The organism is Stenotrophomonas sp. EMP41, from assembly GCF_047495535.1.
In the GTDB taxonomy this organism is placed as follows: Bacteria; Pseudomonadota; Gammaproteobacteria; order Xanthomonadales; family Xanthomonadaceae; genus Stenotrophomonas; species Stenotrophomonas sepilia.
In genome coordinates this window covers 4,080,599-4,104,454 of sequence record NZ_CP179923.1, presented here as the reverse complement: position 1 = coordinate 4,104,454, position 23,856 = coordinate 4,080,599, and the positions used below count along the sequence as shown (strand labels likewise).

At 67.5% G+C, this 23,856-nt stretch carries 23 protein-coding genes; 7 read left to right on the top strand and 16 right to left on the bottom strand.

All coding sequences use genetic code 11. The features are described 5' to 3' along the window. Window positions 1–53 precede the first annotated feature (53 nt). The 4 genes from mutM to ACMGRF_RS18745 form a co-directional block, all read right to left on the bottom strand. Window positions 54–866 carry a bifunctional DNA-formamidopyrimidine glycosylase/DNA-(apurinic or apyrimidinic site) lyase gene (gene mutM, locus ACMGRF_RS18760; RefSeq protein ID WP_005421105.1) on the bottom strand — a complete coding sequence of 271 codons (813 nt, stop codon included), beginning with the start codon at window positions 864–866 and terminating at the stop codon, window positions 54–56. A 51-nt stretch (window positions 867–917) separates the two neighbouring features. Beyond that, on the bottom strand, window positions 918–1,568 hold the full coding sequence (locus tag ACMGRF_RS18755) for a hypothetical protein (protein ID WP_049437893.1): 651 nt from the start codon (window positions 1,566–1,568) through the stop codon (window positions 918–920). 69 nt (window positions 1,569–1,637) lie between these two features. Continuing rightward, a complete protein-coding gene (locus ACMGRF_RS18750) occupies window positions 1,638–1,970 on the bottom strand; it encodes an EF hand domain-containing protein (RefSeq protein ID WP_049437895.1) in 333 nt (110 codons plus the stop codon). Further along, entirely contained in the window at window positions 1,967–3,169 is a 1,203-nt protein-coding gene (locus tag ACMGRF_RS18745) for an acyl-CoA desaturase (RefSeq protein ID WP_111097347.1), read from the bottom strand. The genes ACMGRF_RS18750 and ACMGRF_RS18745 overlap by 4 nt, the downstream gene beginning before the upstream one ends. Before the next feature lie 151 nt (window positions 3,170–3,320). On the opposite strand from ACMGRF_RS18745, the gene ACMGRF_RS18740 reads away from it, so the two are divergent. Further along, window positions 3,321–4,142 (top strand): ABC transporter ATP-binding protein, encoded by an 822-nt coding sequence (locus ACMGRF_RS18740; protein ID WP_049416214.1) that lies wholly within the window; start codon window positions 3,321–3,323, stop codon window positions 4,140–4,142. Between the two features lie 128 nt (window positions 4,143–4,270). Here ACMGRF_RS18740 and ACMGRF_RS18735 read toward each other — a convergent pair whose 3' ends face one another. Next, window positions 4,271–5,473: a DUF4785 domain-containing protein gene (locus tag ACMGRF_RS18735; protein WP_099485335.1), complete on the bottom strand. Its 1,203-nt coding sequence runs from the start codon at window positions 5,471–5,473 to the stop codon at window positions 4,271–4,273. An 11-nt stretch (window positions 5,474–5,484) separates the two neighbouring features. After that, entirely contained in the window at window positions 5,485–6,363 is an 879-nt protein-coding gene (locus ACMGRF_RS18730) for a hypothetical protein (RefSeq protein ID WP_049416212.1), read from the bottom strand. A gap of 261 nt (window positions 6,364–6,624) precedes the next feature. Between ACMGRF_RS18730 and ACMGRF_RS18725 the strand changes: the two genes are divergently transcribed. Beyond that, window positions 6,625–7,464, top strand: a complete 840-nt coding sequence (locus ACMGRF_RS18725; protein WP_099485333.1) for an acid phosphatase — start codon at window positions 6,625–6,627, stop codon at window positions 7,462–7,464. 112 nt (window positions 7,465–7,576) lie between these two features. Here the strand turns inward: ACMGRF_RS18725 and ACMGRF_RS18720 are convergent, their stop codons facing one another. Next, window positions 7,577–9,847: a TonB-dependent receptor gene (locus ACMGRF_RS18720; protein WP_414485472.1), complete on the bottom strand. Its 2,271-nt coding sequence runs from the start codon at window positions 9,845–9,847 to the stop codon at window positions 7,577–7,579. Between the two features lie 159 nt (window positions 9,848–10,006). Here ACMGRF_RS18720 and ACMGRF_RS18715 point away from each other — a divergent pair, with 159 nt between their 5' ends. Then, on the top strand, window positions 10,007–11,023 hold the full coding sequence (locus ACMGRF_RS18715; RefSeq protein WP_049416204.1) for a TIGR00266 family protein: 1,017 nt from the start codon (window positions 10,007–10,009) through the stop codon (window positions 11,021–11,023). Window positions 11,024–11,256: 233 nt separating this feature from the next. Continuing rightward, complete coding sequence (locus ACMGRF_RS18710; RefSeq protein WP_049416200.1) at window positions 11,257–12,249, top strand: patatin-like phospholipase family protein; 993 nt, start codon at window positions 11,257–11,259, stop codon at window positions 12,247–12,249. A 39-nt stretch (window positions 12,250–12,288) separates the two neighbouring features. Here ACMGRF_RS18710 and ACMGRF_RS18705 read toward each other — a convergent pair whose 3' ends face one another. Next, window positions 12,289–12,774, bottom strand: a complete 486-nt coding sequence (locus tag ACMGRF_RS18705) for an Lrp/AsnC family transcriptional regulator (protein ID WP_014035441.1) — start codon at window positions 12,772–12,774, stop codon at window positions 12,289–12,291. A gap of 125 nt (window positions 12,775–12,899) precedes the next feature. Between ACMGRF_RS18705 and phhA the strand changes: the two genes are divergently transcribed. From phhA to ACMGRF_RS18690, 3 genes are all read left to right on the top strand, one after another. Continuing rightward, window positions 12,900–13,793: a phenylalanine 4-monooxygenase gene (gene phhA, locus ACMGRF_RS18700; RefSeq protein ID WP_049416198.1), complete on the top strand. Its 894-nt coding sequence runs from the start codon at window positions 12,900–12,902 to the stop codon at window positions 13,791–13,793. Between the two features lie 31 nt (window positions 13,794–13,824). Further along, window positions 13,825–14,481: a DUF4375 domain-containing protein gene (locus tag ACMGRF_RS18695; RefSeq protein WP_134709610.1), complete on the top strand. Its 657-nt coding sequence runs from the start codon at window positions 13,825–13,827 to the stop codon at window positions 14,479–14,481. A 206-nt stretch (window positions 14,482–14,687) separates the two neighbouring features. Further along, window positions 14,688–15,164 carry an Imm26 family immunity protein gene (locus ACMGRF_RS18690; RefSeq protein WP_049438634.1) on the top strand — a complete coding sequence of 159 codons (477 nt, stop codon included), beginning with the start codon at window positions 14,688–14,690 and terminating at the stop codon, window positions 15,162–15,164. A 75-nt stretch (window positions 15,165–15,239) separates the two neighbouring features. On the opposite strand, the gene ACMGRF_RS18685 is transcribed toward ACMGRF_RS18690, so the two are convergent. From ACMGRF_RS18685 to ACMGRF_RS18650, 8 genes are all read right to left on the bottom strand, one after another. Next, window positions 15,240–16,337, bottom strand: coding sequence for a GDSL-type esterase/lipase family protein (locus ACMGRF_RS18685; RefSeq protein ID WP_262257438.1), 1,098 nt, complete (start codon window positions 16,335–16,337; stop codon window positions 15,240–15,242). A gap of 90 nt (window positions 16,338–16,427) precedes the next feature. Continuing rightward, window positions 16,428–17,183: a 2-dehydro-3-deoxy-D-gluconate 5-dehydrogenase KduD gene (kduD, locus tag ACMGRF_RS18680; protein ID WP_005421125.1), complete on the bottom strand. Its 756-nt coding sequence runs from the start codon at window positions 17,181–17,183 to the stop codon at window positions 16,428–16,430. Window positions 17,184–17,262: 79 nt separating this feature from the next. Continuing rightward, entirely contained in the window at window positions 17,263–18,111 is an 849-nt protein-coding gene (gene kduI, locus ACMGRF_RS18675) for a 5-dehydro-4-deoxy-D-glucuronate isomerase (protein WP_262257437.1), read from the bottom strand. A gap of 196 nt (window positions 18,112–18,307) precedes the next feature. Further along, window positions 18,308–19,366, bottom strand: coding sequence for a LacI family DNA-binding transcriptional regulator (locus tag ACMGRF_RS18670; RefSeq protein ID WP_005421130.1), 1,059 nt, complete (start codon window positions 19,364–19,366; stop codon window positions 18,308–18,310). A 39-nt stretch (window positions 19,367–19,405) separates the two neighbouring features. Beyond that, on the bottom strand, window positions 19,406–20,995 hold the full coding sequence (locus ACMGRF_RS18665) for a family 43 glycosylhydrolase (RefSeq protein ID WP_414485471.1): 1,590 nt from the start codon (window positions 20,993–20,995) through the stop codon (window positions 19,406–19,408). A gap of 17 nt (window positions 20,996–21,012) precedes the next feature. Continuing rightward, window positions 21,013–22,296: a TRAP transporter large permease gene (locus ACMGRF_RS18660; RefSeq protein ID WP_005421133.1), complete on the bottom strand. Its 1,284-nt coding sequence runs from the start codon at window positions 22,294–22,296 to the stop codon at window positions 21,013–21,015. A 3-nt stretch (window positions 22,297–22,299) separates the two neighbouring features. Continuing rightward, entirely contained in the window at window positions 22,300–22,830 is a 531-nt protein-coding gene (locus tag ACMGRF_RS18655) for a TRAP transporter small permease (RefSeq protein WP_005421135.1), read from the bottom strand. 10 nt (window positions 22,831–22,840) lie between these two features. Further along, entirely contained in the window at window positions 22,841–23,842 is a 1,002-nt protein-coding gene (locus tag ACMGRF_RS18650; RefSeq protein ID WP_414485470.1) for a TRAP transporter substrate-binding protein, read from the bottom strand. Window positions 23,843–23,856: the final 14 nt, after the last annotated feature.

The following is a 23,856-nucleotide window of genomic DNA, read 5'->3' as shown; positions in this document are numbered from 1 at the left end:
TTAACGGGCAGCGGAGACGCGCCCTGCCCGTTCAGCTGCCGCTGGCCGCCGGCTCAGCGCTGGCAGTGGCTGCACCAGACACTCGCGCGCTGGCCGATGGTGGCGTGCTTCAGCGCGCGGCCACAGTTCGGGCAGGGCAGCCCGTCGCGGCCGTACACCAGCAGTTCCTGTTCGAAGTAGCCCGGCGCGCCATCGGGGCTGATGAAATCGCGCAGGGTGGTGCCGCCGCGGGTGATGGCGTAGCCCAGGATCTCCTTCACCGCGTCGGCCAGCCGCTGGTAGCGTTCTCGCGAGATCTTTCCTGCCTCGCGCAACGGGCTGATGCCGGCCTTGAACAGGCTCTCGGCGGCGTAGATGTTGCCCACGCCCACCACCACCGCCTGGTCCATCAGGAAGGTCTTCACCGGCGCGCTGCGGCCCCGGCTGCGGGCGAACAGGTAGTCGCCGTCGAACGCGTCGTCCAGTGGCTCCGGGCCCAGCCCCTGCAGCAGCGGGTGGATCTCCCCAGCCGGCTGCCAGAGCAGGCTGCCGAAGCGGCGCGGGTCGTTGAAGCGCAGCAGGCGGCCGTTGTCCAGGCTGATGTCGACGTGGTCATGCGCCCGCAGCGGGGTATCACCGGGCAGCACGCGCAGGCTGCCGGACATGCCCAGGTGCAGCACGGCGCTGCCGATGGCGGTATCCAGCAGCAGGTACTTGGCTCGCCGGCGGATGTCCTCGATGCGTTGCCCCGGCAGCAGCTCGGCCACTTCCGGCGGAATCGGCCAGCGCAGATCGGCGCGGCGCAGGATCACGCCATGCACACGGCGGCCCTGCAGGTGCGGCGCCAGGCCGCGGCGGGTGGTTTCGACTTCGGGCAGTTCGGGCATGGGGCGATTCTACGCGGGGCCGTGCAAAGCCGCTGGCATGGCCCCGCCGCCCTATGAATCCAGACCCGCCGCTTCCACCAGGAACGCGCCCTCGACCAGTGCGCCGCGTCCGCCCAGGCGCCAGAACGCCAGATAAGGCGCGAAATCGACGGCAGCCGGGGACAACGGCTGGGCGATGTACCAGCCCAGGTAGAGGTCCGAAGCGATGTGGTACAGCGCCTCGTCCAGTGCGGCCATCTGAGGGGTATCCAGCGTGCGGGCCTCGCGCACCACATCGCAGACGACGTCGTGCAGATAGGCGCTGGGACCCGATTCGCGCCATGCGGCCTGCAGCTGCTCTGCGGGCGCTGCCATCACCCGCACGTCGCGCAGTGTGGCCTGCAGCGCGGACTCACCCGCCATACCTGCCACCCTCGCCAGTTCGTCCAGCCAGGTGCGCGCGGCGGCCGCCACTGCCTGCACGTCGCCAGCGATGGCCGGCTGCAGGTACAGGTGCCCGTCCCAGCGCCCTGCGCCAAGCACGTCCAGCGCGCGCGACTGCAGCGCATCGGCATGCGGGAAGCCTGCGAATACCGCCGCCAGCGTATCCGGGTCGGTCACGCCCTGCAGCAGGCCGGAGAAATACCAGTCCTCGCGCTCGCTGCGCCCAGCGCAGAATTCAAGCCATTCGGCGAACAGTTCCTCGTCGATCCGGTCATCCATGGGGGAACTCCTTGGGGAACATGGGCCCGCGATGATCGCCCGGCAGCGGGTACGCAGGCCAGCATGGGCTCAGCGCGGAGGCGCCGCCAGTTCGCGCGCGTCCAGGAAACCATCACTATTGGCATCCTGCTTATGAAAGCGCTGCACGATCACCAGCCGCTGCTGCTCGCGACTGATCGCCCTGCCCTTGCCGCCGGGCAGCTCGTCGGCGCTCAGCACGCCATCACCGTTGCGGTCCATGCGATCGAAGGCATACAGCATCCACTGCACGTACTCGGCCTCGCTGACCTTGCCGTCGCCATCGCTGTCCATCCGCTGCAGATAGCTGGCGGTGTCGGTGACCTGGGCCAGCGCCGCACCCGGCAGCAGCGCCGCCAGCAGAAGCCCGTACCCTGCCCTCACGCGCCCACCAGGCTGTAGCCCTTCAACCGTGCGGCGTAGGCCTGCAACGCCGCGATACCGCTTTCCTCGGCCTCGCGGCACCACGCCTGCAGCTGATGCAGGCGCTCGGCGGCGTCGTGGCCACGGGCTTCCAGCAGCGCAGCCAATCGCCCGCGGTACTCGACCAGGGTGCGGATGCGCGGCCGCTGTGCCACCCATGCGCTGAGCTGGGCGCGGCTGTCCGGCTTCAGCCAGCGGCCATCGTTGACCAGGCCACGGCGCAACCGGCGTGGCAGCAGCCGGCGCAGCTTGGCCCCGGCCTGCGCGGCCTCCTCGCGCAGGGCCGGCATGAACACGTTGCGCTGGTAATCGGTCATCGCCTGGAAGCGATGCGACAGCAGCGCCTTCAGGGTTTCGGCATCGGGCACGGCGATGTTCGGGCGCACGTCCATGGCCGGTGCCACCCGCAGCACCCTGGCCAGTCGCAGCGCCTGCAGCAGGCGGATCGCACTCCAGCCGATGTCGAACTCCCAGCGCCGCATCGCGAAGCGCGCCGAACTGGGGAAGGCATGGTGGTTGTTGTGCAGCTCCTCGCCACCGATCCAGAACCCCCACGGCGTAAGATTGGTGGAGGTATCGGCCGACTCGTAGTTGCGGTATCCCCACCAGTGACCCAGGCCATTGACCACGCCCGCCGCCCAGAACGGGATCCACGCCATCTGGATCGCCCACAGGGCCACGCCGGGCAGGCCGAACAGCACGCTGTTGATCGCCAGCAGCAATATCGGCCCCAGCGTGGCGTGCGGGGCATACAGATGGCGCTCGATCGCGTCGTCCGGCGTGCCGCGCCCGTACTGCTCGATGTCCGCGCGCATGCCGCGCGCTTCGCGGTACAGCTCCACGCCGTGCCAGAACACCTTGCCGATGCCGCGGGTGACCGGGCTGTGCGGATCGTCCTCAGTCTCCACCTTGGCGTGGTGCTTGCGATGGATGGCCACCCACTCGCGGGTGATCATCGACGTGGTCAGCCACAGCCAGAAGCGGAACAGGTGGGCCAGCGCCGGGTGGAAATCGACCCCGCGATGGGCCTGGCTGCGGTGCAGGTACAGGGTTACCGAGAAGATGGTGATCTGGGTGAAGACCAGCAACACCGCCAGCATGGCCCACCCTCCCAGGCCGAGCACACCACCGGTCAACAGGGACATCAGGGCATCAGACATGGCAGCACTCCGGATCGACGCGGGGATGGCAGACATGATGGGCGCTTGCGTTGCAAACTGCATCCCTGCGGCGATGTATCGCATCGCCATCCGTGGCACCGTTCACAGTTGGGGACCTGAGTTGTCGAGCCTTGATCCACGCGCCAGCGCCATGACCGCCGCCCCGCCCGTCGCGGAGCAACCCCCGTTGATCGAACTGGACCGTGCCACCGTGGTGCGCGGCCAGGTGAAGGTGCTGCACGGGCTCAGCCTGCGCATCGCACAGGGCCAGCACACCGCCCTGCTCGGCCCCAACGGCTGCGGCAAGTCGACCTTCATCAAGCTGATCACCCGCGAGCTGTACCCGCTGGCGCAGGTCGACGGCTCCGTGGCGGTAAGGGTGCTGGGGCAGAACCGCTGGCAGGTGGACCGGCTGCGATCGCAGCTGGGCATCGTCACCGGCGATCTCAGCAGCAATCTGGCCGACATGCCGGGCCTGACCGTGGAACAGGCCGTGCTGTCCGGCTTCTTCGCCAGCTACGTGGTGCCGGCCTTCCGCGAAGTGACCGCCGACATGCGCGCACGCGTGGGCGAGACACTGGCGATGACCGGCGCCCTGTCCCTGCGCGACCGCGCCTACGCCGAGTTGTCCGCTGGCGAGACCCGCCGCGTGCTGATCGCCCGCGCGCTGGTCAACCGGCCACAGGCACTGCTGCTGGACGAACCCTCCACCGGGCTGGACCTGGTCGCCCGCGAGCAGCTGGTGGCGACGATGCGGGTGCTGGCGCAGCAGGGCATTACCTTGGTGCTGGTGACCCACCACATCGAAGAGATCATTCCCGAGATCGAGCGCGTGGTGCTGCTGCGCGACGGCCGTGTACTGGCTGACGGTACCCGCGCCGAGCTGCTGCGCAACGAACCGCTGTCGGCGGTGTTCGGCGGCGCGATCACCGTGTGCGAGCAGGAAGGCCGGCTGACCGCATACGCGGGATGATCGGCATGCCGTTGTAGAGCCGAGCCCACGCTCGGCTGCTCGTGATCACGGCAAACAGCAGCCGAGCATGGGCTCGGCTCTACCCAGGAGGGAGCAGCGGGCCGGACCCCGGCCCGCCGCCCGCAACCTCAGAACCGCAACGCCAGCGCGCGCGACTCGATCGGTGCCATCCGGCTCTGGTCCTGCAGCTGCAGGTCGCGCAGCTCGTACGGTGCGCCGAAACCGGCCGGCAACGCAGCCTGGTCGAACGGCAGCACCAGCTGGCCGGCGCCTGGGCCGTCGAACCACGCTGCTGCATGTGCCTGCGCGACCGGCTTCATCCGGCCATCGCGGGCCGTGGCATACAGCGTGCCGCGTGCCTCGTAGCGGCCTGCCGCAGCCACCTGCAGCGGCAGCGCCACCTGGCGGCTGGACGGGTCCGGTGCTGCCTGGCCACTGAAACGCGCGGTCGGCCGTGCCACCGCGAAGGCCACCTTGCCATCGCGCAGCACGCCATCGGCCTGGGCGAACACCTGCAGCTCCCACAGCCCCTGCACGGTGCCGACGTCGGTCGGGATCCGCACCTGCGCGCGCAGGCTGCCATCGGTGGTGCGCAGCAGGCGCTGCGGCCAACTGCGGCCATCCGGTGCGACCAGCAGGGCTTCACCACCCAGGCCGCCACGACGCGATGCCAGCTGCGCGGGGGTGGCGCCGTCTTCCAGCAGGCGTGCCTGCAGCTGCACGTTGCCACCGGCCAGCACCTGCGCCTGGTTGGCCTGCACTTCCAACCGCAGCGGGCTGTTCGGCTCCAGCACCTGCACCACATAGCGGCCCTGCGCCTGCGCGCTCTGCAGCGTGTACGCACCGGCCGCACTGGTCGCGCCGGTGCGCAGCATGCTGCTGCCATCACTCACCGGCATGCCGGCATCCTGCAGGGCGCGCGCATCGACACTGCGCGCCACGCTGCTGCGGCCGGCCGGGTCACGCACCTGCAGGGCGCTGGCCGGCAGCACGCGGGCACCTGCGACCGGGCTCAGCTGGATCACCGCATCGGCCGCCGTCAGCGGCAGGTCCAGGCCGCGCTGCAGTTGGGTGCCATCGACCTGCTGCCAGTAGCTGCGGCTGACCGAGGCATACGGCGTAGCCGCCTGCAGCGATTGCGCCGGGTCCAAGGCCCAGGCGAAGGACAGCGGTGCGCGTTCGCTGTCATCGGCCGGCAACGGCGCGGCAACCAGCGCAGCGGGCACCTGGTCGCCCGCGCGGGCGGCCTGCAGCGGCTGCGCGGCCTGCGCGGCGGAAAGGGACAGCACTGCCAGCACGGCGCTGGCCAGCAGGGTGGAATGGATCGTCATGGTCATCTCCCTCACTGGGTCAGGTCGTTGCGCAGCAGGGTGCCCAGGCCGAAGCACTCACGGCGGCTCTGGTTGTGGCTGAGCGGCTCTGCCCCCTGTGTACGCTGCGTGTCGGTGAACCAGGTGGTGCCTGCGGCCTTCTGGCTGCTGCACTCCAGGAAGCCATCGGAGCAGGACGACAACCAGTTCTGGGTGAACTCCAGGCCGACGTTGGCGGCATAGCCACCGCAGTAGCTGTTGCTGTCCCACACCGCTGATTCCACGTCACTGCCGACCACCGCGCGGAACGGCTTGGGCAGCGCCGGGCGACCGGCCGTGCCGTACAGGTTCTGCGCGTTGTAGGTGGCCATGCTGGCCACCTGCTGCTGGCGCACGGCGTCGTTCTTGTAGCCCAGCAGCCAGCCCAGCGAGGTTTCGAAGGTATTGCCGTTGAGCACCGCATCGGCCAGTGGCGTGCCCGCCGAGGACGGTGCCAGCGCGGTGACCTTGCGCACCGTGCGGATGATCTTCGGATAGCGGCTGTCGTAGGTCGGGTTGGACAGGATCCAGCGCACCACGTTGCCGCCGTTGGAATGGGTGATCACCACCAGCTGGGTGATGCCACGGCTGTCGATGAAACTGGTCAGCTGGTTGGCCAGGCAGCCGGCGGCCTCCGGCTTCCACATGTACTGGGTGAAGTCACAGTTGATGACAACGTAGTTGCTGCTGTTCGGCAGGCCCTGGCGCACGGTGTCGATGATCGCCGGCTGCCAGTAGTCCTGGGTGGCATTGGTCTGCGCGCCGGTGCCATGCACGAAGGCCACGCCGACCACGTCGGCGGCCTGCGCCGGTGCTGCTGCCAGCCCCAGAAGCAGGGCCAGGACGGTACTTCCTGTTGCGGTGCTGCGCATCGCTTCTCTCCCTCTGTCTTCGGATCCCCCCGACCCGGCTGGAACTGGACGGCCCCTGGTGCCTGCCGATGTGCCGATGCTCACGGCGCGGCCGCGTGAAAGTCCGTGCGCTGCGCCCGGATTCAGCAGACTGGCACGCTTCGATGACGTTCTTCATCTCCTGTGATGACCATGCCGGGTCTGGCCGTATGACCGATGGCCACTGCGGTGCCGCATACGGGCTGCGATCATGACGCGATGTTTTTCCTCCGGAGCCCGTCCATGTCGTTGATTTCCCACCCCGCCCGCCCGCTGCTCGGCCTCGCCGTTGCCGTGGCCCTGGCCGGCTGTGCTGCCTCGGCCACCATGCCGACCGCCGTCGAAGCCAACATCACCACCAAGGCGGTGGGCTATCTGGACAAGAGCGCTGTTCCGGCCAGCCTCGATCTGGTGCCGGCACCGCCGGTGGCCGGTTCGGCCGCCCTCGCCCTGGACGAACAGGTCAGCCGTGAAGCCCGCGCGCTGCGTGGCAGCCCGCGCTTCGCCCAGGCCGGCGTCGATGCGGAACTTGGCTTCCCCGAAGGTGCAAACCACTTCTCCTGCGCCGCCGACATCGACATCGATGCGGTGAAGACTCCGGCGCTGTATCGACTGCTGGAGCGCAGCCGGATCGACGCCAGCGCCGCCACCAAGGCGGCCAAGAACCACTACCAGCGCCCGCGCCCGTTCATGGTCAACGGTGAGCCGACCTGCTCGCCGAAGGACGAGGATGGCCTGCGCAAGAATGGTTCCTATCCATCCGGCCACACCTCGATCGGCTGGGCCTGGGCACTGATCCTGTCGGAGATCGCGCCGGACCGCGCCGATGCCATCCAGGCCCGCGGCCGCAACTACGGCGAGAGCCGCCTGGTGTGCAACGTGCACTGGCAGAGCGACATCCTCGAAGGCCGCTTCATGGGCGCCGCCGCCGTCGCCCGCCTGCATGACAACGCGGCGTTCAACAAGGACCTGCTGGCCGCACGCAAGGAGATCGAGGCGGCGCGCAAGGCCGGTCGGCACTCCAGCCGCGACTGCGCCACCGAGAATGCGGTGCTGAGGGTGCGCCCGCAGAGCGCGCTGTAGGCGCCTGCGCGATCGGTCATTGCCGGCCAGCGGCCGGCACTACCGGTGGGTGCGAAGCAGAAGGGCCGGCAGTGCGCCGGCCCTTCTTCATTGCACTACCGCAGCGACCGCATCAGAACTTCGCGGTGAACTCCACGCCCCAGGTCCGCGGCTCGTTGAGGAAGCCGGTCAGGTTGTTGAAGTCGATCGCACCGACCACGCGGGTCTGGTTGGTCAGGTTGCGGCCGAACACCGCCACGTCGTACTGGCCATAACCCCAGTTGTAGCCCAGGCGCAGCCCGCCTTCCAGCGAACTACGGCCGCGGAATTCCGGCGACTCGTAGATGAAGAAGTTCACCGCGCTGCGGTAGGCCCAGTCGGTGTAGGCGTACAGCTCGCTGCCATCGCTGAGCGGGAAGCCCACGCGCAGGGTCGCGTTGTGGATCCACTTCGGCGCCTGCGGCAGCGGGTTGCCGTTCACCAGCGCATAGGTCTGGCCGTTGATCACCGTGGTCGGGTCGTTGATGGTGCAGCCACCGCCGCAGATCGCCACCGCCAGGCTCTTGTCCTTGATCTCGGTGTCGTTGTAGCTGCTGCCGAAGGTCAGCAGGACGTTGTCGGCCAGGTAGGCCTCCAGGTCCAGCTCGACGCCCTGGCCGATGGTCTTGTCGGCGTTGAGCAGGGTGGCGGTGTTGTTGGAACCGCCCACGGCGATCAGCTGCTGGCCATCGACGTCGTAGCGGAACACGCTCAGGCCCAGGCGGGCGCGGCGCTCGAACAGGTCGGCCTTGATGCCGGCCTCGTACGAGATGACCTTCTCCGAATCGGCCTGCGACAGACCCGGCGCAAAGGCCAGGCGGCCCTGGATCGACGGCGCGCGGAAGCCCTTGGCCACGCGGGCGTAGGCGTTGATGTCGTCGGTCAGCTTGTAGACGCCGCTCAGGTCCCAGCTGACGTCGTTGACGTCGGTGTTGGCCAGGTACGGGCCACTGACCGTGGTGCCGAACGGAACGGCCTGCAGCACGCTGGCGCTGAAGTCCTTCTTGTCCTGGGTGTAGCGCACGCCGGCACGCAGCTTGAAGCGGTCGGTGACGTCGAAGTCACCCGAGGCGAACACCGCCCAGGCCTTGTTGCGCTGGTTCTGCACCACGTGGCCGGTCTGCGGATTGCCCGGGGCCAGCGAGTCGTAGTTGAAGTTGTTGATGGTCACGTCTTCATCGAAGTAGAAGACGCCGGCCTGCCAGTCGAAGCGGCCCCACTCGTTGGATTCGACGCGGAATTCCTGCGTCCACTGGCGATGGTGCGGCAGGCCGTCGGCCGACTCCGAGGAGAACGGAATCAGGCCCGGACCGTAGTTGCCGGCACCGAGGAAGGCTGCACCGTAGCCGCCGTCGATGTCGCCACGGTTGAGCGATTCGGCGGTCTCGTAGCCGGTGATCGAATGCAACGTCACCGAGCCGAGGTTCCACTGCAGGCGCGCGCTGCCGCCCCAGGTCTCCAGGTCGGAGAAGTTGACGCCGTCGTTGGCCACCTTGTCGCGGTCGAAGTTCTCGACCAGCGAATTGCCACCCTTCTGGATGATGTTGGCACGGAACAGGCGGGCGGTGCCGTTGAGCTTGCGCTTGTGCAGATTGAACAGCGCTTCGAAGTCATCGCCTTCGTACAGGAACTGCACGCGGCCGGCGGCTTCGTCGTAGCCTTCGAAGCCGCTGTTGGGCGCGCCGACACGGGTGTTGTCGACCCAGTCGTCGCGGCGCTGGTAGATCGCCGAGACGCGTGCCGACCAGCGGTCGGTCAGCGGGCCGCCGTAGGCGCCCTGCACGTTCCAGCTGTTGTAGCTGCCGTAGCCCACGCGCACGTAGCCATCGGCATCCTGCGACGGTCGCGCCGAGTCGAACTTGACCACGCCGGCCGGCGTGTTGCGGCCGAACAGGGTGCCCTGCGGGCCACGCAGCACTTCCACGTTGGCCAGGTCGAACAGCGGGAAGCCCTTCAGCAGCGGGCTTTCCTGCACGACGTCGTCGTATACCAGCGACACCGGCTGCGAGGCATTGAGATCGAAATCGGTGTTGCCCAGGCCGCGGATGTAGAAGCGCGGGAAGGCACGGCCGTAGGACGACTCGATGTTGAGGCTGGGCACGCGTGCGGCCAGGAAGCGGATGTCATCGCCGGCCGAACCGAGCACATCCAGCTTCTCGCCCTGGATCGCGCTGACTGCGACCGGTACGTCCTTGGCGTTCTCGACGCGGCGCTGCGCGGTTACCTGCAGGGTGTCGAGGGCAACCGGATCCTTGGCGGCAGGGGTTTCCTGGGCGGCTGCTACCAACGGCAGCAGGGCGGAAAGAGCGGCAACGAGAGGGCGCGCGACCGGAAGGCGGCCACGGGAAGTGCGGGTCGGGGACATGGCGGTAGGCTGTGTTTGGAGGGGTGGTAAAACGGCGCTACCAGATAATTGTTGCAATACAGCACCTGCCCCGCAAATGCCCGCCGTTCATGGCCCCGTCGCCCTGCCCCCGGGGCGCTCGCTAGACTCGGGGTTTTCCAGCGCCGCGGAGCCGCCGCAATGACCCAGTGGTACTTCCATCCCTCGGCCCAGGCCGACCGAATCGGACCGCTCGATGACCAGGCCGCGCGCCGCTACGCGCAGGCCAACCCGCGCGCGCTGGCCTGGTGCCAGGGCATGAGCGGATGGACCTCGATTGCCGAAGTGCCCGAACTGCAATCAGCGGCCCCGGGCATGCCCCACACCCCACCCCCGGTCCCCGCCACCGCCAGCGGCCGCGCCGACGACATCGAATTCCGCATCGTCGGCCATGAAATGCAGTTCGTGGAAATCGAGCTTGATCCCGGCGAGAGCGCCATTGCCGAGGCCGGCGCGTTGATGTTCAAGGACGCCACGGTGCAGATGGATACCGTGTTCGGCGCCGCCAATGGCGACCAGGGCGGCGGCTTCATGGGCAAGGTGATGGCTGCCGGCAAGCGCGTGCTGACCGGCGAAAGCCTGTTCGCCACCGTCTACACCCAGAGCGGCCATGGCAAGGGCAGGGTCGCCTTCGCTGCGCCCTACCCTGGGACGGTGCTGGCGATGAAACTGGACCAGCACGGCGGCCGCCTGATCTGCCAGAAGGACAGTTTCCTGGCCGGCGCGCGCGGCGTGCAGATCGGCGTGCAGTTCCAGCGCAAGATCATGACCGGCCTGTTCGGGGGCGAGGGTTTCATCATGCAGAAACTGGAGGGCGACGGCTGGGTGTTCGTCCACGCCGGCGGCTGCGTGGTGGAGCGCGAGCTGGCCGCCGGCGAACGCCTGGACGTGGATACCGGGTGCGTGGTGGCCTACCACCCGACGGTGGACATGGACGTGCGTCGGGTGGCCGGCATCAAGAGCATGCTGTTCGGCGGCGAGGGCGTGTTCCTGGCCACGTTGACCGGCCCCGGCAAGGTCTGGCTGCAGTCGCTGCCGTTCTCACGCCTGGCCGGCCGCATGTGGATGGCCGCACCGCAGGGCGGCGGCCAGAACCGCGGCGAAGGCTCGGTGCTGGGCGGCCTGGGCCGGATGCTGGATGGTGACAACCGGTTCTGACCGGCTCCGGTCGTGCCGGCCGCTGGCCGGCAACCTCCTGCACTTCGCGCGCATCCCGGTAGTGCCGGCCGCTGGCCGGCAGCCCCATGGACCGTTGCCAGTTTCCCTATGGTTGCCGGCCAGCGGCCGGCACTACCTTTATGAATGGGCGATATTTCCCACCCTGCCCGCCCCGCCGCGGCTTCGGTATGCTGGCGCCCTTTCCTGAATCCGGCGCCGCGCGCGCACTGCCGATGAGCCTGTTCCGCCCCCGCATGCTGCTGTCTGTCGCCCTGATCGGCCTGCTGGCCGGCTGCGGTGGCGATCCGGTCCGCCCCACGCCGCCGCCGGCGCCGACCGTGGTCCCGCAGGCCAAGCCGGTGAAGATCGGCATCGCCCTGGGCGGCGGTGCGGCCAAAGGCTTTGCCCATATCGGCGTGATCAAGATGCTGGAGGCCAACGGCTTCGAGCCGGCCGTGGTCGCCGGCACCAGCGCCGGCAGCGTGGTCGGCGCCCTGTATGCCAGCGGCATGGATGCCTTCCAGATGCAGAGCAGGGCCGTGGCGCTTGATGAAGCCAGCATCCGCGACGTTCGCCTGTTCTCCGGTGGCCTGGTGCAGGGCCAGAAGCTGCAGGACTACGTCAACGAACAGGTTGCCAACCGTCCTGCCGAGCGCCTGAAAAAGCCGTTCGCCGCCGTCGCCACCCAGCTGGAAACCGGCGAGCGCGCGATCTTCGTGCGCGGCAATGTCGGCCAGGCGGTGCGCGCATCGAGCAGCATCCCCGGCGTGTTCGAACCGGTGAAGATCGGCGGCCGCAACTACATCGACGGTGGCGTGGTCAGCCCGGTGCCGGTGGACGCTGCCCGCCAGCTCGGCGCCGACTTCGTGATCGCCGTCGACATCTCCAGCAAGGCCAGCGGCAAGGCGCCGACGGACATGCTGGGCATCGTCAACCAGTCCATCTCGATCATGGGCCAGCGCCTGGGCGAGCAGGAACTGGCGCGCGCCGACATCGTCATCCGGCCGAAGGTGCTGGACATCGGCGCCGCCGATTTCAGCCAGCGTGGCACCGCGATCCTGGAAGGCGAAAAGGCGGCGATGGCGGCCATGCCGCAGATCCGTGCGAAGATCCAGCAGCTGCAGCGCGCACGCGCCGCCGCAGCGGCACCAGCGCCGGTGGCCGCACCGAAGTGCGAGGAAGCCTCGCGCCTGGGCAGGCTGATGGGCCGCAAGGACAAGTGCTGATCCATTGATGCCATGCCGCCGGGCACGCCTGGTGGCTGCTCAGGGCTCCAACTGCGACAACGGCAGCGCCTGGAAGCCCTTCACCGTGCGCAGCACGAAGCTGGAATTGGCATCGGCCACGCCACCGGCATTGAGCAGCCGATCCAGCAGGAAGTGCGAGAAATGCTCCAGGTCGCGCACGTAGACGTGCAGCAGGTAGTCCATGTCGCCGGTCAGCGCATGGCAGGCCACCACTTCATCCCAGCCCTGAACGCTGTCCACGAAGTGGCCGATGGCGGCCTGGTCGTGTTTTTCCAGCTGCACGCGCACGAAGGCCTGCAGGCCCAGGCGCAGTTGCCGTGGCTCCAGGCGCGCACCATAGCCGACGATCACGCCCTCGCTTTCGAGCCGCTGCAGGCGGCGCAGGCAGGCCGAGGGCGACAGATTCACCCGCGCCGCCAGTTCGGCGTTGGTAGCGCGCCCGTCCCGCTGGATTTCAGCCAGCAGGCGTATATCCGTGCGATCGAACTGGACTTCTCCGGCCATTGTTGCCCCGCAACATGGTGAGTACGCAAGGATATTGCGCCAACAACGGCAATCGGCGCAACTTTTGCAACCCTGTTGCGCGCGCCCTGCCCTAGCATCGTGGGTATCCCTTCAAGGAGCGCCCCATGGACCTCGCCCAGCCCCGCCGCGTCGAACACCAGCAGACCGACAAGGGCTACGTGCCGGTGTACACCACCGCGCTCGTCGAGCAACCGTGGGACACCTACACTGCCGACGACCACGCGACCTGGAGCACGCTGTACCAGCGCCAGCGCGAGCTGCTGGTCGGCCGCGCCTGCCAGGAGTTCCTGGATGCGCAGGACGAGATGGGGATGAGTGCGCACATGATTCCGCGCTTCGACCAGCTCAACGAAGTGCTCGGCGCGGCCACCGGCTGGACCCTGGTCGGCGTCGAAGGCTTGTTGCCGGAACTGGATTTCTTCGACCACCTGGCCAACCGCCGTTTCCCGGTGACCTGGTGGATCCGTCGCCCGGACCAGATCGACTACATCGCCGAACCGGACCTGTTCCACGATCTGTTCGGCCACGTGCCGCTGCTGATGAACCCGGTGTTCGCCGATTACATGGAGGCGTACGGCCGCGGCGGCGTCAAAGCGCATGCGATCGGTCCGGATGCGCTGCAGAACCTGACCCGCCTGTACTGGTACACCGTGGAATTCGGCCTGATCGACACGCCCGAGGGCCTGCGCATCTACGGTGCGGGCATCGTGTCGTCGAAGGGAGAGTCGCTCTACTCGCTGGAATCGGACGCGCCCAATCGCATCGGCTTCGACCTGCAGCGGATCATGCGCACGAAGTACCGCATCGACACCTTCCAGAAGACCTACTTCGTCATCGACAGCTTCGAACAGCTGATGCAGGCGACGTCGCCGGACTTCACCCCGATCTACGCGGCACTGGCCAACCAGGCGCATCTGCCGGCCGGTGACGTGCAGGGCGATGACCGCGTGTTCCAGAAGGGCACGGGCGAAGGCTGGGCTGACGGCGGCGACGTGTGAGACGCGCTGGCCTGCGGGTATCCTGCACGGCATGACCGATGTGTTTGCCGCCCTGCGCGTGACCGACGTCGCTTTCGACGACGACTTCATCCTGCTGGCCCTGGCCGATGGCCGGCGCACCCGACAGCCGCTGCGCTGGGCACCCGCGCTGTTCGAAGCCGATGCCGGGCAACGCGCGCAGTGGGTCGCCACCGCCGATGGCCTGGGCGTGAACTGGCCGGCACTGCTGCCGGCACGCGAGGCGGGCGTGGTCGATATCCTCAACCAGGTCTGGGAAGACCGCTACGACGCGGCGATGGCGCGGCTGAAGGACGCCGGATGGACGCTGGATGCGCTGTCCGATGAGGACCAGCAACTGGTGGCGCTGTGGCGCATGGAAGCGGACATCAACAACGGCGGCTTCATGCAGTTCCTGTGCAACTGGGGCGACCCGACCTGCCAGCTGGCGCTGCGCGCGCTGCAGGCGATGGGCGCGACGCAGACCCACGCGATCCTGGCCGGCATGCGCGGGCTGCTGGATCGGCTGGAAAACGACCCGGCGATCAAGGAACTGACCGACCTGTACGACGCGATGAGCGAAGACGAACAGCAGGCGCTGGAAGCCTTCGAGGACGCCTATTTCGAGCGCCCGGAAGACCTTGCGCGGTTCGGGCTGAAGCACTTCGGCGCGGAGCCGCTGATAACCTGACTGGCCACAATAGGCGCGTCTGGTTTGATGTGATGTCGCAATTGGCCTTGAATCTCAGTCTTGGACCCTAGCAATCTTGCGTGCTGTCCCGTTCGATCCAATGCCCTTGGCCCATGGAGGCCTCGGAGCGGCAACGCTCGAATGATCTTTGTCGATGCATGACCTTCGCTCTGGCTTGAAGGCCGGTCATAAGAGATAGCTCACTAATGCAAACGAGAGTTGAGACGAAGTCCAGCAAGCGCGTACGTGTCGCCGCTGGAGACATCTTTGCAGTTCCATTGGATGCCGAGCAGCAGAGCTTCGGCTACATCCGGGCATATCAGGATGTGGATGTCGGTATTCTCCCTGTCATCTCCAAAGCACGCATTCTTCCCATTGCGCAGATACCCGCTGTGGGCAGCGTGCTGGACGTATTCCTCTTTCAGGATGCTCTGAAGACGGGAAGATGGCCGCGTATCGGCAACCTGCCGTTCAGTGATGAAGCCTCAGCGTGGGCGCCTGCTAGACGACAGGTCGCTGCATTGCGACCTGAAGTGAGGATGGTTGTATTCCGCGGGCACTTCATTGCAGCCGACAAATTTGGCCAGTACGACGAGCTACCGCTTTTTCAGAAGTTCGATGAAGAGGATGTCATCAGGGAAATGCTGCAGCGAGCCGATGGATTCCTTGTCATGGACTCTTAGTGCATCCATCCATTTTTGCCGAGAGCGGCGGCCGCATCGACCGAAGCAGCCGAGCGCAGGCTCGGCTCTACAGGATCAGCGCGGGTACGCCAGCAGCAGCACCAGGTCCTCGTCACCCACCTGCTGCAGCGCATGGCGGCTGCCCTTGCGGGTCAGCAGCGCGTGCCCGGCGTGCACGTCGTACTGCCTGCCGTCCAGCACGTAGCTGCCCTGCCCACTGACGATGTAGTAGATCTCATCCTTGTGCTGCGGATGCAGGCCGATACCCGCGCCCTTGTGCAGCACGCGCTTGCGCAGCACGAAGGGCAGGTCCGCCGCGTCGGCAAAGAACGGATACGCGGTGGTGGGCCCGCCGCCGCCGTGCGGGCCGGGCTGCATGCGCGCAATCGTGCCTTCGTGCACGACCTGCGAATCTCCCGTCGCACCGGCGCCCTGCCCTGCATCCATCACGTCGCAGTCGATGTCCCGCACCAGCGCCGGCTGCAGCGCGGGTAGCAGCGGCACCGCCTCGCGCAATACCAGGCAGGCCACCGCATGGGCGCCGGCCACGCTGAAATGGGTGCCGTCGGTCTTGTTCTGTTCGGGCACGAACAGGAAGTAGGGTCGCGCGCCCTCCTCACCCAGCGCGCGGATCCAGCGCATGCTGCGATCATTCAGATCAATCAGCGCAATCTGCTCGCGCGCGGCCAGCGCCTTCATCGACTGTGTGTAGCGGCCATGCGTGTCCAGCAGTGAACCGAAGTCGTACAGCAGCCGCGCCACCGGCGTGACCAGCACCGGCGTGGCGCCCTTTCCGCGCGCGACCTGTACGTAGCGCATCAGCAGGCGCGGATAGTCGCTGTCCGGGTCGGTATAACGCGTGCGGTCTTCGAACTTCGCATCGTTGTGGCCGAACTGGATCAGCAGCACGTCGCCTTGGCGCAGCTCGGCGGCGATGGCATCCAGGCGCCCTTCGTCGATGAAACTGCGCGTGCTGCGCCCGCCCTTGGCGTGGTTGTGCACCTCCAGGCGCGCCGGGTCCAGGTAGCTCTGCAGCGCCTGGCCCCAGCCGGCCTGCGGCGCGCGCTCGGGGCCGTATGCGGCCGCAGTGGAGTCGCCGGCAATGAAGACCCGCACGGGCGCCGCCTGTGCGGTGGTGCACGACAGCAGCAACAGCAGCAACAGCTTGCGCATGACCAGGCCCTTGTAGAGCCGAGCCGTGCTCGGCTGCTTTGGGAAAGCGGTGCGGACCAAGGTCCGCACCCACCGTTCGTCGCCTTGCCGTCAGCGCGCCAGCCAGCCACCATCGACCGGCAGCACGGCACCGTTGATGTAATCCGACGCGGACGAGGCCAGGAACACCGCCGCACCGGCCAGGTCATCCGGCGTGCCCCAGCGGCCGGCCGGGATGCGCTCCAGGATCGCCTTGTTGCGCGCTTCATCGGCGCGCAGTTGGGCGGTATTGTCGGTAGCCATGTAGCCCGGGGCGATGGCATTGATGTTGATGCCCTTGCCCGCCCACTCGTTGGCCAGCAGCCGGGTGATGCCGGCGATGCCGCTCTTGCTGGCGGTGTACGACGGCACGCGGATACCACCCTGGAAGGACAGCATCGAAGCGATGTTGATGATCTTGCCGTGGCCCTGTTCGATGAAGTGGCGGCCGGCGGCCTGCGAAATGAAGAACGCGGACTTGAGGTTGACGTTCATCACGTCGTCCCAGTCCTGCTCGCTGAAGTCCACCGCATCGGCGCGTCGGATCAGGCCGGCGTTGTTGACCAGGATGTCCAACCCGCCCAGCCCTTCGATGGTCTCGCGGACCACGCGCGCCACCGGCTCGATGCTGATCAGGTTGGCTTCGATGGCCAGGCAGCGGCGGCCCAGCGCGGTGATCTTTTCGATGGTGTCGGTGGGCGGGGCGATGCCGGCCACGGCGACGTCGGCGCCAGCGGCGGCCAGTGCCACGGCGATGCCCTGGCCCAGACCGGTATTGCCACCGGTTACCAGAGCGACCTTGCCTTCCAGGCTGAAGGGATTAGCCATTGCGTATGCGTTCCTTGATTGGGGCGAGCGGGGTCAGCGCTACGGCCGCCGGCACACGGTGCGCGGCGGCCAGGCGGGCTTACTTGAGCTGGCAGATGTCCAGCACGTGCATGTCGGTGTAGTCCAGGTTCTCGCCACCCATCGCCCAGATGAAGGCGTAGTTGCTGGTACCGGCACCCATGTGGATCGACCACGGCGGCGACACGACCGCTTCGTTGTTCTGGATCACGATGTGGCGCTGCGCGTCCGGTTCGCCCATGAAGTGGTAGACGCGGTCGCTGTCGCCCAGGTCGAAGTAGAAGTAAACCTCGCTGCGACGGTCGTGCAGGTGCGGCGGCATGGTGTTCCACACGCTGCCCGGCTTTAGCACGGTCAGGCCCAGCAGCAGCTGCGAGGACTGGCAGGTGGCCGGCACGATGTACTGGTAGATGGTGCGCTCGTTGCTGGTTTCCAGCGCGCCGCGGTCCAGTGCAACGGCGTCCTTGATGGACAGCTGCCTGGTTTCGAAGCGGGCATGGGCCGGGGTCGAGGCCAGATAGAACCGGGCGGGGTTGGCGGCGTCCTGCGAGGCGAATACGACCTCCTTGCTGCCCATGGCCACGTACAGACCGTCCTTCGGACCCAGCGTGTAGACGGTGCCATCCACGGTGACCGTACCGGTGCTGCTGCCGACGTTGATCACGCCCAGTTCCCGGCGCTCCAGGAATGGGTGGCCTGCGGCCGAAGCGGGTTCAGTCTGGGTCGGCAGCGCAAGCGGTGCGTCCACCGGGGCGGCGCCACCAATCACGAAGCGCTCGTAGTGGGTGTACTTGAGGGTCACCGCACCGGCGTTGAACAGGCCATCGAGCAGGTACAGGTCACGCAGCTGGTCGTTGCTGGCACCGTGGATGGCATCGGGATGGGTGGCGTAATGGGTCTTGCTGTACATGGCGTCTCCAGAGCGGGGGGCGGGCCGACGGGTCGGCCCCGGCGCGGTTCACGGTCGATTCTAGCCAGACAGGAAACCGGTGTCATTTTGCGTCGCACGATGCCGGGGATGGCCCGCAGGCGCGGTGGATCGGGTGGATGGGGCAGGGGCGTGTTACGACCAGAGGTCATGACCTGCAGGATTGATCCCTGGGGGATCAATCCTCCGGCGGCTGGCAGGAATCGCGGACGATCAGGTGCGGCCGCACGCTGGCAATGGGCAGCGCGGCCTGGCCTTCGGGCTGGATCAGCATCGCCGCGGCAGTGCGCCCGGTATCGCGCGTGTGCCGGCGCACCGAGGTCAGCGAGGGCCACAGGCGCGAGGCCAGCGGGCTGTCGTCATAGCCGACGATGGACAGCTGGCGCGGAATGTTGATGCCCGCGCGCAGCGCCACCTTGTAGATACCGGCAGCCATTTCATCGTTGCCGGTGAAGATGGCGGTCGGGCGGCGCTTGCCCAGCAGCAGTTTCTCGGCAGCGGCTACACCGGATTCGAAGGTGTAGCCGGCCTCGATGATGCGGTCCTTCGGCAGCTCGATACCGCGTTGCAACAGTGCGTCGATGAAGCCGGCGGTACGTTCATGGGCCGAACGGTAGGCGCTGGGACCGGTCACCAGTGCAATGTCACGGTGGCCGAGCGAGAGCAGGTAGTCGGCGGCTTCGGCCGCACCATCGCGGTCATGGGTGACCACCATCTGCGAGCTTTCGTCCAGCGGCAGCGCTGCCACGCGGGTAAACCGGCAGCCGATCTCATCCAGCATGTCCGCCAGCGCCTGGTCTTCCGAGGCACGCGGCACCAGGATCACGCCGTGCAGCTTCTGCTGCTGCACGAAGCGACGCACGCCTTCGATGTAGCCGGGGCTGCGGCTATCACAGGGATGCACCACCAGCTCGAAGCTGGATCCACGCAATGCATCCAGCGCGCCGTACTGCATGTCCACGATGTACTGCGCGGTGGGGTTGTCGTAGACCATGCCGATCAGGAAGGAGCGGCGGAACGCCAACCCGCGGGCCAGTGGATCGGGCGTATAGCCCACTTCACGCATCAGCGCTTCCACCTTGTCGCGCGTGTCCTTGCGCACCAGTGGCGAGTTGTTGATGATTCTTGAAACCGTTTTCTTGGATACACCCGACAGTCGCGCGATGTCGTTGATGGTGGCTACCTTGCCCTTCGCCAATGCCGGCGTAGCGGCATCGTTCTTGTTGCGCACTGACATGTTTTGAACCCGGTAAGTCTGGGGATTCCGGCTCCGCGCTCAGTCCAGCGCGCGGTAGCGGAAGTTGCGGAAGGTTACCGCACCGTCGCCGGCCGCATACAGCGCCGGCTTCAGCGCCAGGAACCTGCCCGCGACATTGTGATGGTATCCGGACACTTCCATCTGAACCGGATACTTCTGCCAAGTGTGCCCGTCGGTGCTGGAGTGGAAGGTGACGATGTGCCGGTTGTTGGTCACCCGCAACCACAGCCGGCCGCCGCGGCCCGGCGCCGGCCTGGCAGGGCGCTCCTCGCCGTAGCGATGCATGATGAACGACTCGCCGTTGCTGCCTACGCCCACGTACAGCCGGTCGCTGTAGAACAGCAGCGCGCCACCCACGGCACCGGGGGCGATCTCCATCTCCACCTCGAACTGGTAGGCCCGGTCGCCGGCGATGGTGGTCAGCGGCGAGGCATCGCGCGGCGTGCTGCCCTTGCCCTGCAGGACCAGGCCGTTGCCACTGAAACCCAGCCGGCGGTACTCGTCCTGCGCCGGGTTGAAGAACGCCCACTGTGGGCCAAGCGTGCTGCCGCGGAAATCATCCGACAGCGCCATGCCATGAGGCGACAGCGCCTGTCCGGCCGGCTTGCGCAGTGGCTGGCCGAGGTCGCCGCCGTTGGCCCGGAACCAGCCGTCAGCGGTCCATTCGATCGGTTCGAGCAGGGCCTGCCGACCCAGCGTCCAGAAGCCGTTCTCGTACCCGTGGTACATCATCCACCAGCGTCCATCGGTCCCTTCGATCACCGTCGCGTGGCCGCGTGACCACCAGGGCTCGGCCGCCGACTGCGTGCGTGTGATCGGGTTGTTGGGCGCGTTCTCCCATGGGCCGTGGATCGAACGCGAGCGCGCCGTGATCACCATGTGCCCGGTCGGCGGACCGGCGGTGCCACCCACTGCCGTGGTCATGTAGTACCAGCCGTCGCGGACGTGGATCTTCGGGCCTTCCTGCGCGTAGGCCTCAACGTCCCAGTCCTGCGGGTAGCGCCAGCCGTCATAGACGTGTTTCGGCTTGCCGACCACGCTCAACCCGTCGTCGGCCAGCTGCACGTAATCACCGCCACTGAGGAACAGGTAGCGCTTGCCGTCTTCACCCACTGCATGGCCGGGATCGATGTAGCCGCCCAGGCCGATGTCGATCGGCGCGCTCCACGGGCCCTTGATGTCATCGGCCCAGACCACGAAGTTGCTGCGGCGCTCGCCGGTGCGGGCCGGGAAGTAGATGAAGTAGCGCCCCCGGTGCTTGACGATGTCCGGCGCCCAGATCGCCCCCACGTTGCGGGTGATCGCATGGCCCAGCGGCTGCCAGTTCACCAGGTCGCGCGAGTGCCAGATCGGTAGGCCGGGATAGGCGTCGAACGACGACAGCGTGAGGTAGTAATCGTCTCCGTCCTTGAGCACCGAGGGATCCGGATGGTCGCCGGCCAGCACCGGATTGAGGAACGTGCCATCGCCACGGTCCGCCTGGCGCTGGTGTTCCAGCCCCCGCGCCCACTGCGCCGGGGCGCGCGCGGCCTCCGCCGCGGGTGCAGGCCGTGCCGGCAGCAACAGCACGAGCAGAGTGGCGGTGGCGGCGATACGCAGTGCACGCATGGCAGTCTCCTTGTGGCTCAGCCGCGCAGCGCGGCGGGCAGCCACAGCGACAGTGAGGGGAAGAAGGCCACGACCAGCAGCACGGCGAGCGCGGCGAACCAGAACGGCCAGATGGTGCGCATGCTCTGGCCCACGCTGATCTTGCCGATGGCCGTGCCGATGAACAGCACCGAGCCTACCGGGGGCGTGACCAGACCCAGGCCACCGGTGAGCACCAGCACCAGGCCGAAGTGGATCGGATCGATGCCGTAGGCGCGGGCCACCGGCAGGAAGATCGGCGTGCAGATCAGGATCATCGGCGCCAGGTCCATGAAGGTGCCCAGCAACAGCAGCATCACCACGATCATCAGCAGCACCATGAACTGGCTGTGCGCGAACGACTGCAGGAACTCGACGGCGGCCGCGGGCACCTGCAGGTAGGCCAGCAGCCAGCCAAACACGGCGGCGGTGGCAATCACGAACAGGATCACGCCCGTGCTGCGCGCGGCATGGATGACGGTGTCGAAGAACTCGCGCCAGCGCAGTTGCCGGTACAGCACGGTGGTCACCAGCAAGGCGTAGACCACGGCGATGGCTGCGCTTTCCACCGCGGTGAAGATGCCGGCACGGATGCCGATGAAGATCAGCGCGACCAGGCCCAGGCCGGGCAGGGCGGAGACGATGCGCAGGGCCACGGCGCGCCAGCCGGGAAAGACCTCCACGCCATAGCCGCGGCGGCGCGCCACCGCATAGCCGGTGACCATCAGCGCCAGCGTCATCAGCAGCGCGGGGACAATGCCGGCGGCGAACAGGTCGGCGATGGACAGGCCCCCGCCAGCAGCGGCCGAGAACAGGATCAGGTTGTGCGACGGCGGCACCAGCAGCGCCACCAGCGCGGCGGTGATGCTGACGTTCACCGCGAAGTCGCGGTCATAGCCGCGCTTGACCATCTGCGGGATCATCGTGCCGCCCACCGCCGAGACATCGGCGATGGCCGAGCCGGACACGCCACCGAAGAACAGCGAGGACAGGATCGAGACCTGGCCGAGGCCACCGCGCAAGCGGCCAACCAGCGACGAGGCCAGGGCGATCAGGCGCTCCGAGATGCCGCCGCGCATCATGATCTCGCCCGCGAAGATGAACAACGGAATGGCGATCAGCGAGGCCGAGCCGGTACCGGCCGAGATCTGCTGCACCAGCACGATGCTGGGAATATCCAGGTAGAGCAGGGTGGCCAGCGCGGCTGCGGCCAGCGCGTAAGCCACCGGCACGCCGAGCAGCAGCAACACGGCGAACACGGAGAACAGGATGGTGATACCCATGGATCAACGATCTCCTTCAGCGTCTTCGGCGCCGGTGGCGCGGGCCTGCAGCGCGTTCCACGCACGGTTCAGCGCGAACAGCAGCATCAGCCCGCCGCCCACCGCCAGTGGCAGGTAGTTGATGCTCTGCGGCAGATCGGCGCCGGCGGTCTTGATGTCCAGGCCGTCGAGCAGCAGATCACCCGACCAGAAGGCGATGAAGCCTCCCAGCACCGCCACAACCAGCTGCACCAGCACGTCCACCGCACGGCGCAGGCCGGGGCCCATGCAGGCGTGCAGCAGGAAGAAGCCGAAGTGGCGGTTGGTGTGCACACCGCAGGCGGCACCCAGGCTCATCGCCGTGGCCAGCAGCAGCAGCGTGACCGGCTCGGTCCAGCTGGGCGAATCGTTGATCACGTAGCGCGCGAACACCTGCCAGCCCTGCACCACCACCAGCCCCAGCAGGGCAGCAACGGCGCCGTAGATGGCGATGTCGGCGATGCGGTCCAGCAGGCGCTGGCCAGGCCCGGTGGCGGGCGTCGTCGTCTCGGTCATGGCAGTGTCCTCAGGCGGCGCGGATGCGGTCGACCAGCGCGGCGATCTCCGGCTGCTGCAGGTACTGCTGCAGCAGCGGCTGGGCGGCGGTGCGGAAGGCGGGCATGTCCACCTCGTTGGCTTTCACCCCATAGGCCAGCACGGCGCGGCGTGCAGCGTCCTCCGACGCATCCCACTGCTCGCGCATCACCTTCACCGATGCGCGCGCGGTCTGCAGCAGAAGCTGGCGGTCGTCAGGCGACAGGCGTTCGAAGCTGGCACGCGACATCAGCAACACGTCCGGCGCGTACGAATGGTCGCTCTGCGACCAGTAGTGCGCCGCTTCGAAATGGCGGCTGGAATGGAAGCTGCGCATGTTGTTCTCGGCGCCGTCGATCATGTGGGTTTCCATGCCGGAGAACGTGTCGCCCAGCGACATCGGCGTCGGGTTGGCGCCGAGCAGGCGCATCAGCTGGATGAAGATGTCCGATGAGGCGACGCGCAGCTTCAGGCCGTGCAGGTCCTTGGGCGAAACGATGGGGTGCTTGGTGTTGTAGAAGCAGCGTGCACCGGAATCGTAGATCGCCAGGCCGACCAGGCGGCGGCCCTGGAAGCCGCGCAGCACGGCTTCGGCCACGCCGTCATCCAACGCGGCACGCTGGTGCGCCACCGACGTGAACACGTAGGGCAGGCACAGCGCCTGGGTCAGCGGAAAGGCATTGTTCAGCGCACCGGCATAGACGCGGGTGATATCGATGGCACCGAAGCGCGCCATGTCGATCGCCTCGGATTCGCGGCCCAGCTGGCCGGAGTGGTACTGGCGCAGGCGCAGGCGGCCGTTGGTTTCGCGCTGCAGCGTTTCGCCGATCCACTTCACCGCGGTGACGGTAGGGTAGTCGGCCACATGCACGTCGGTGGCGGTCAACAGCGCGCCACCGGCCAGATCGCTGCCCGGCCCGCGGCCACAGGCGGCGAGCATCGGGGTGGCCAGGGCAGCAGCGCCACCGGCCAGGAAGTTACGTCGTGTGATCATCTGCGCCCTCCCGC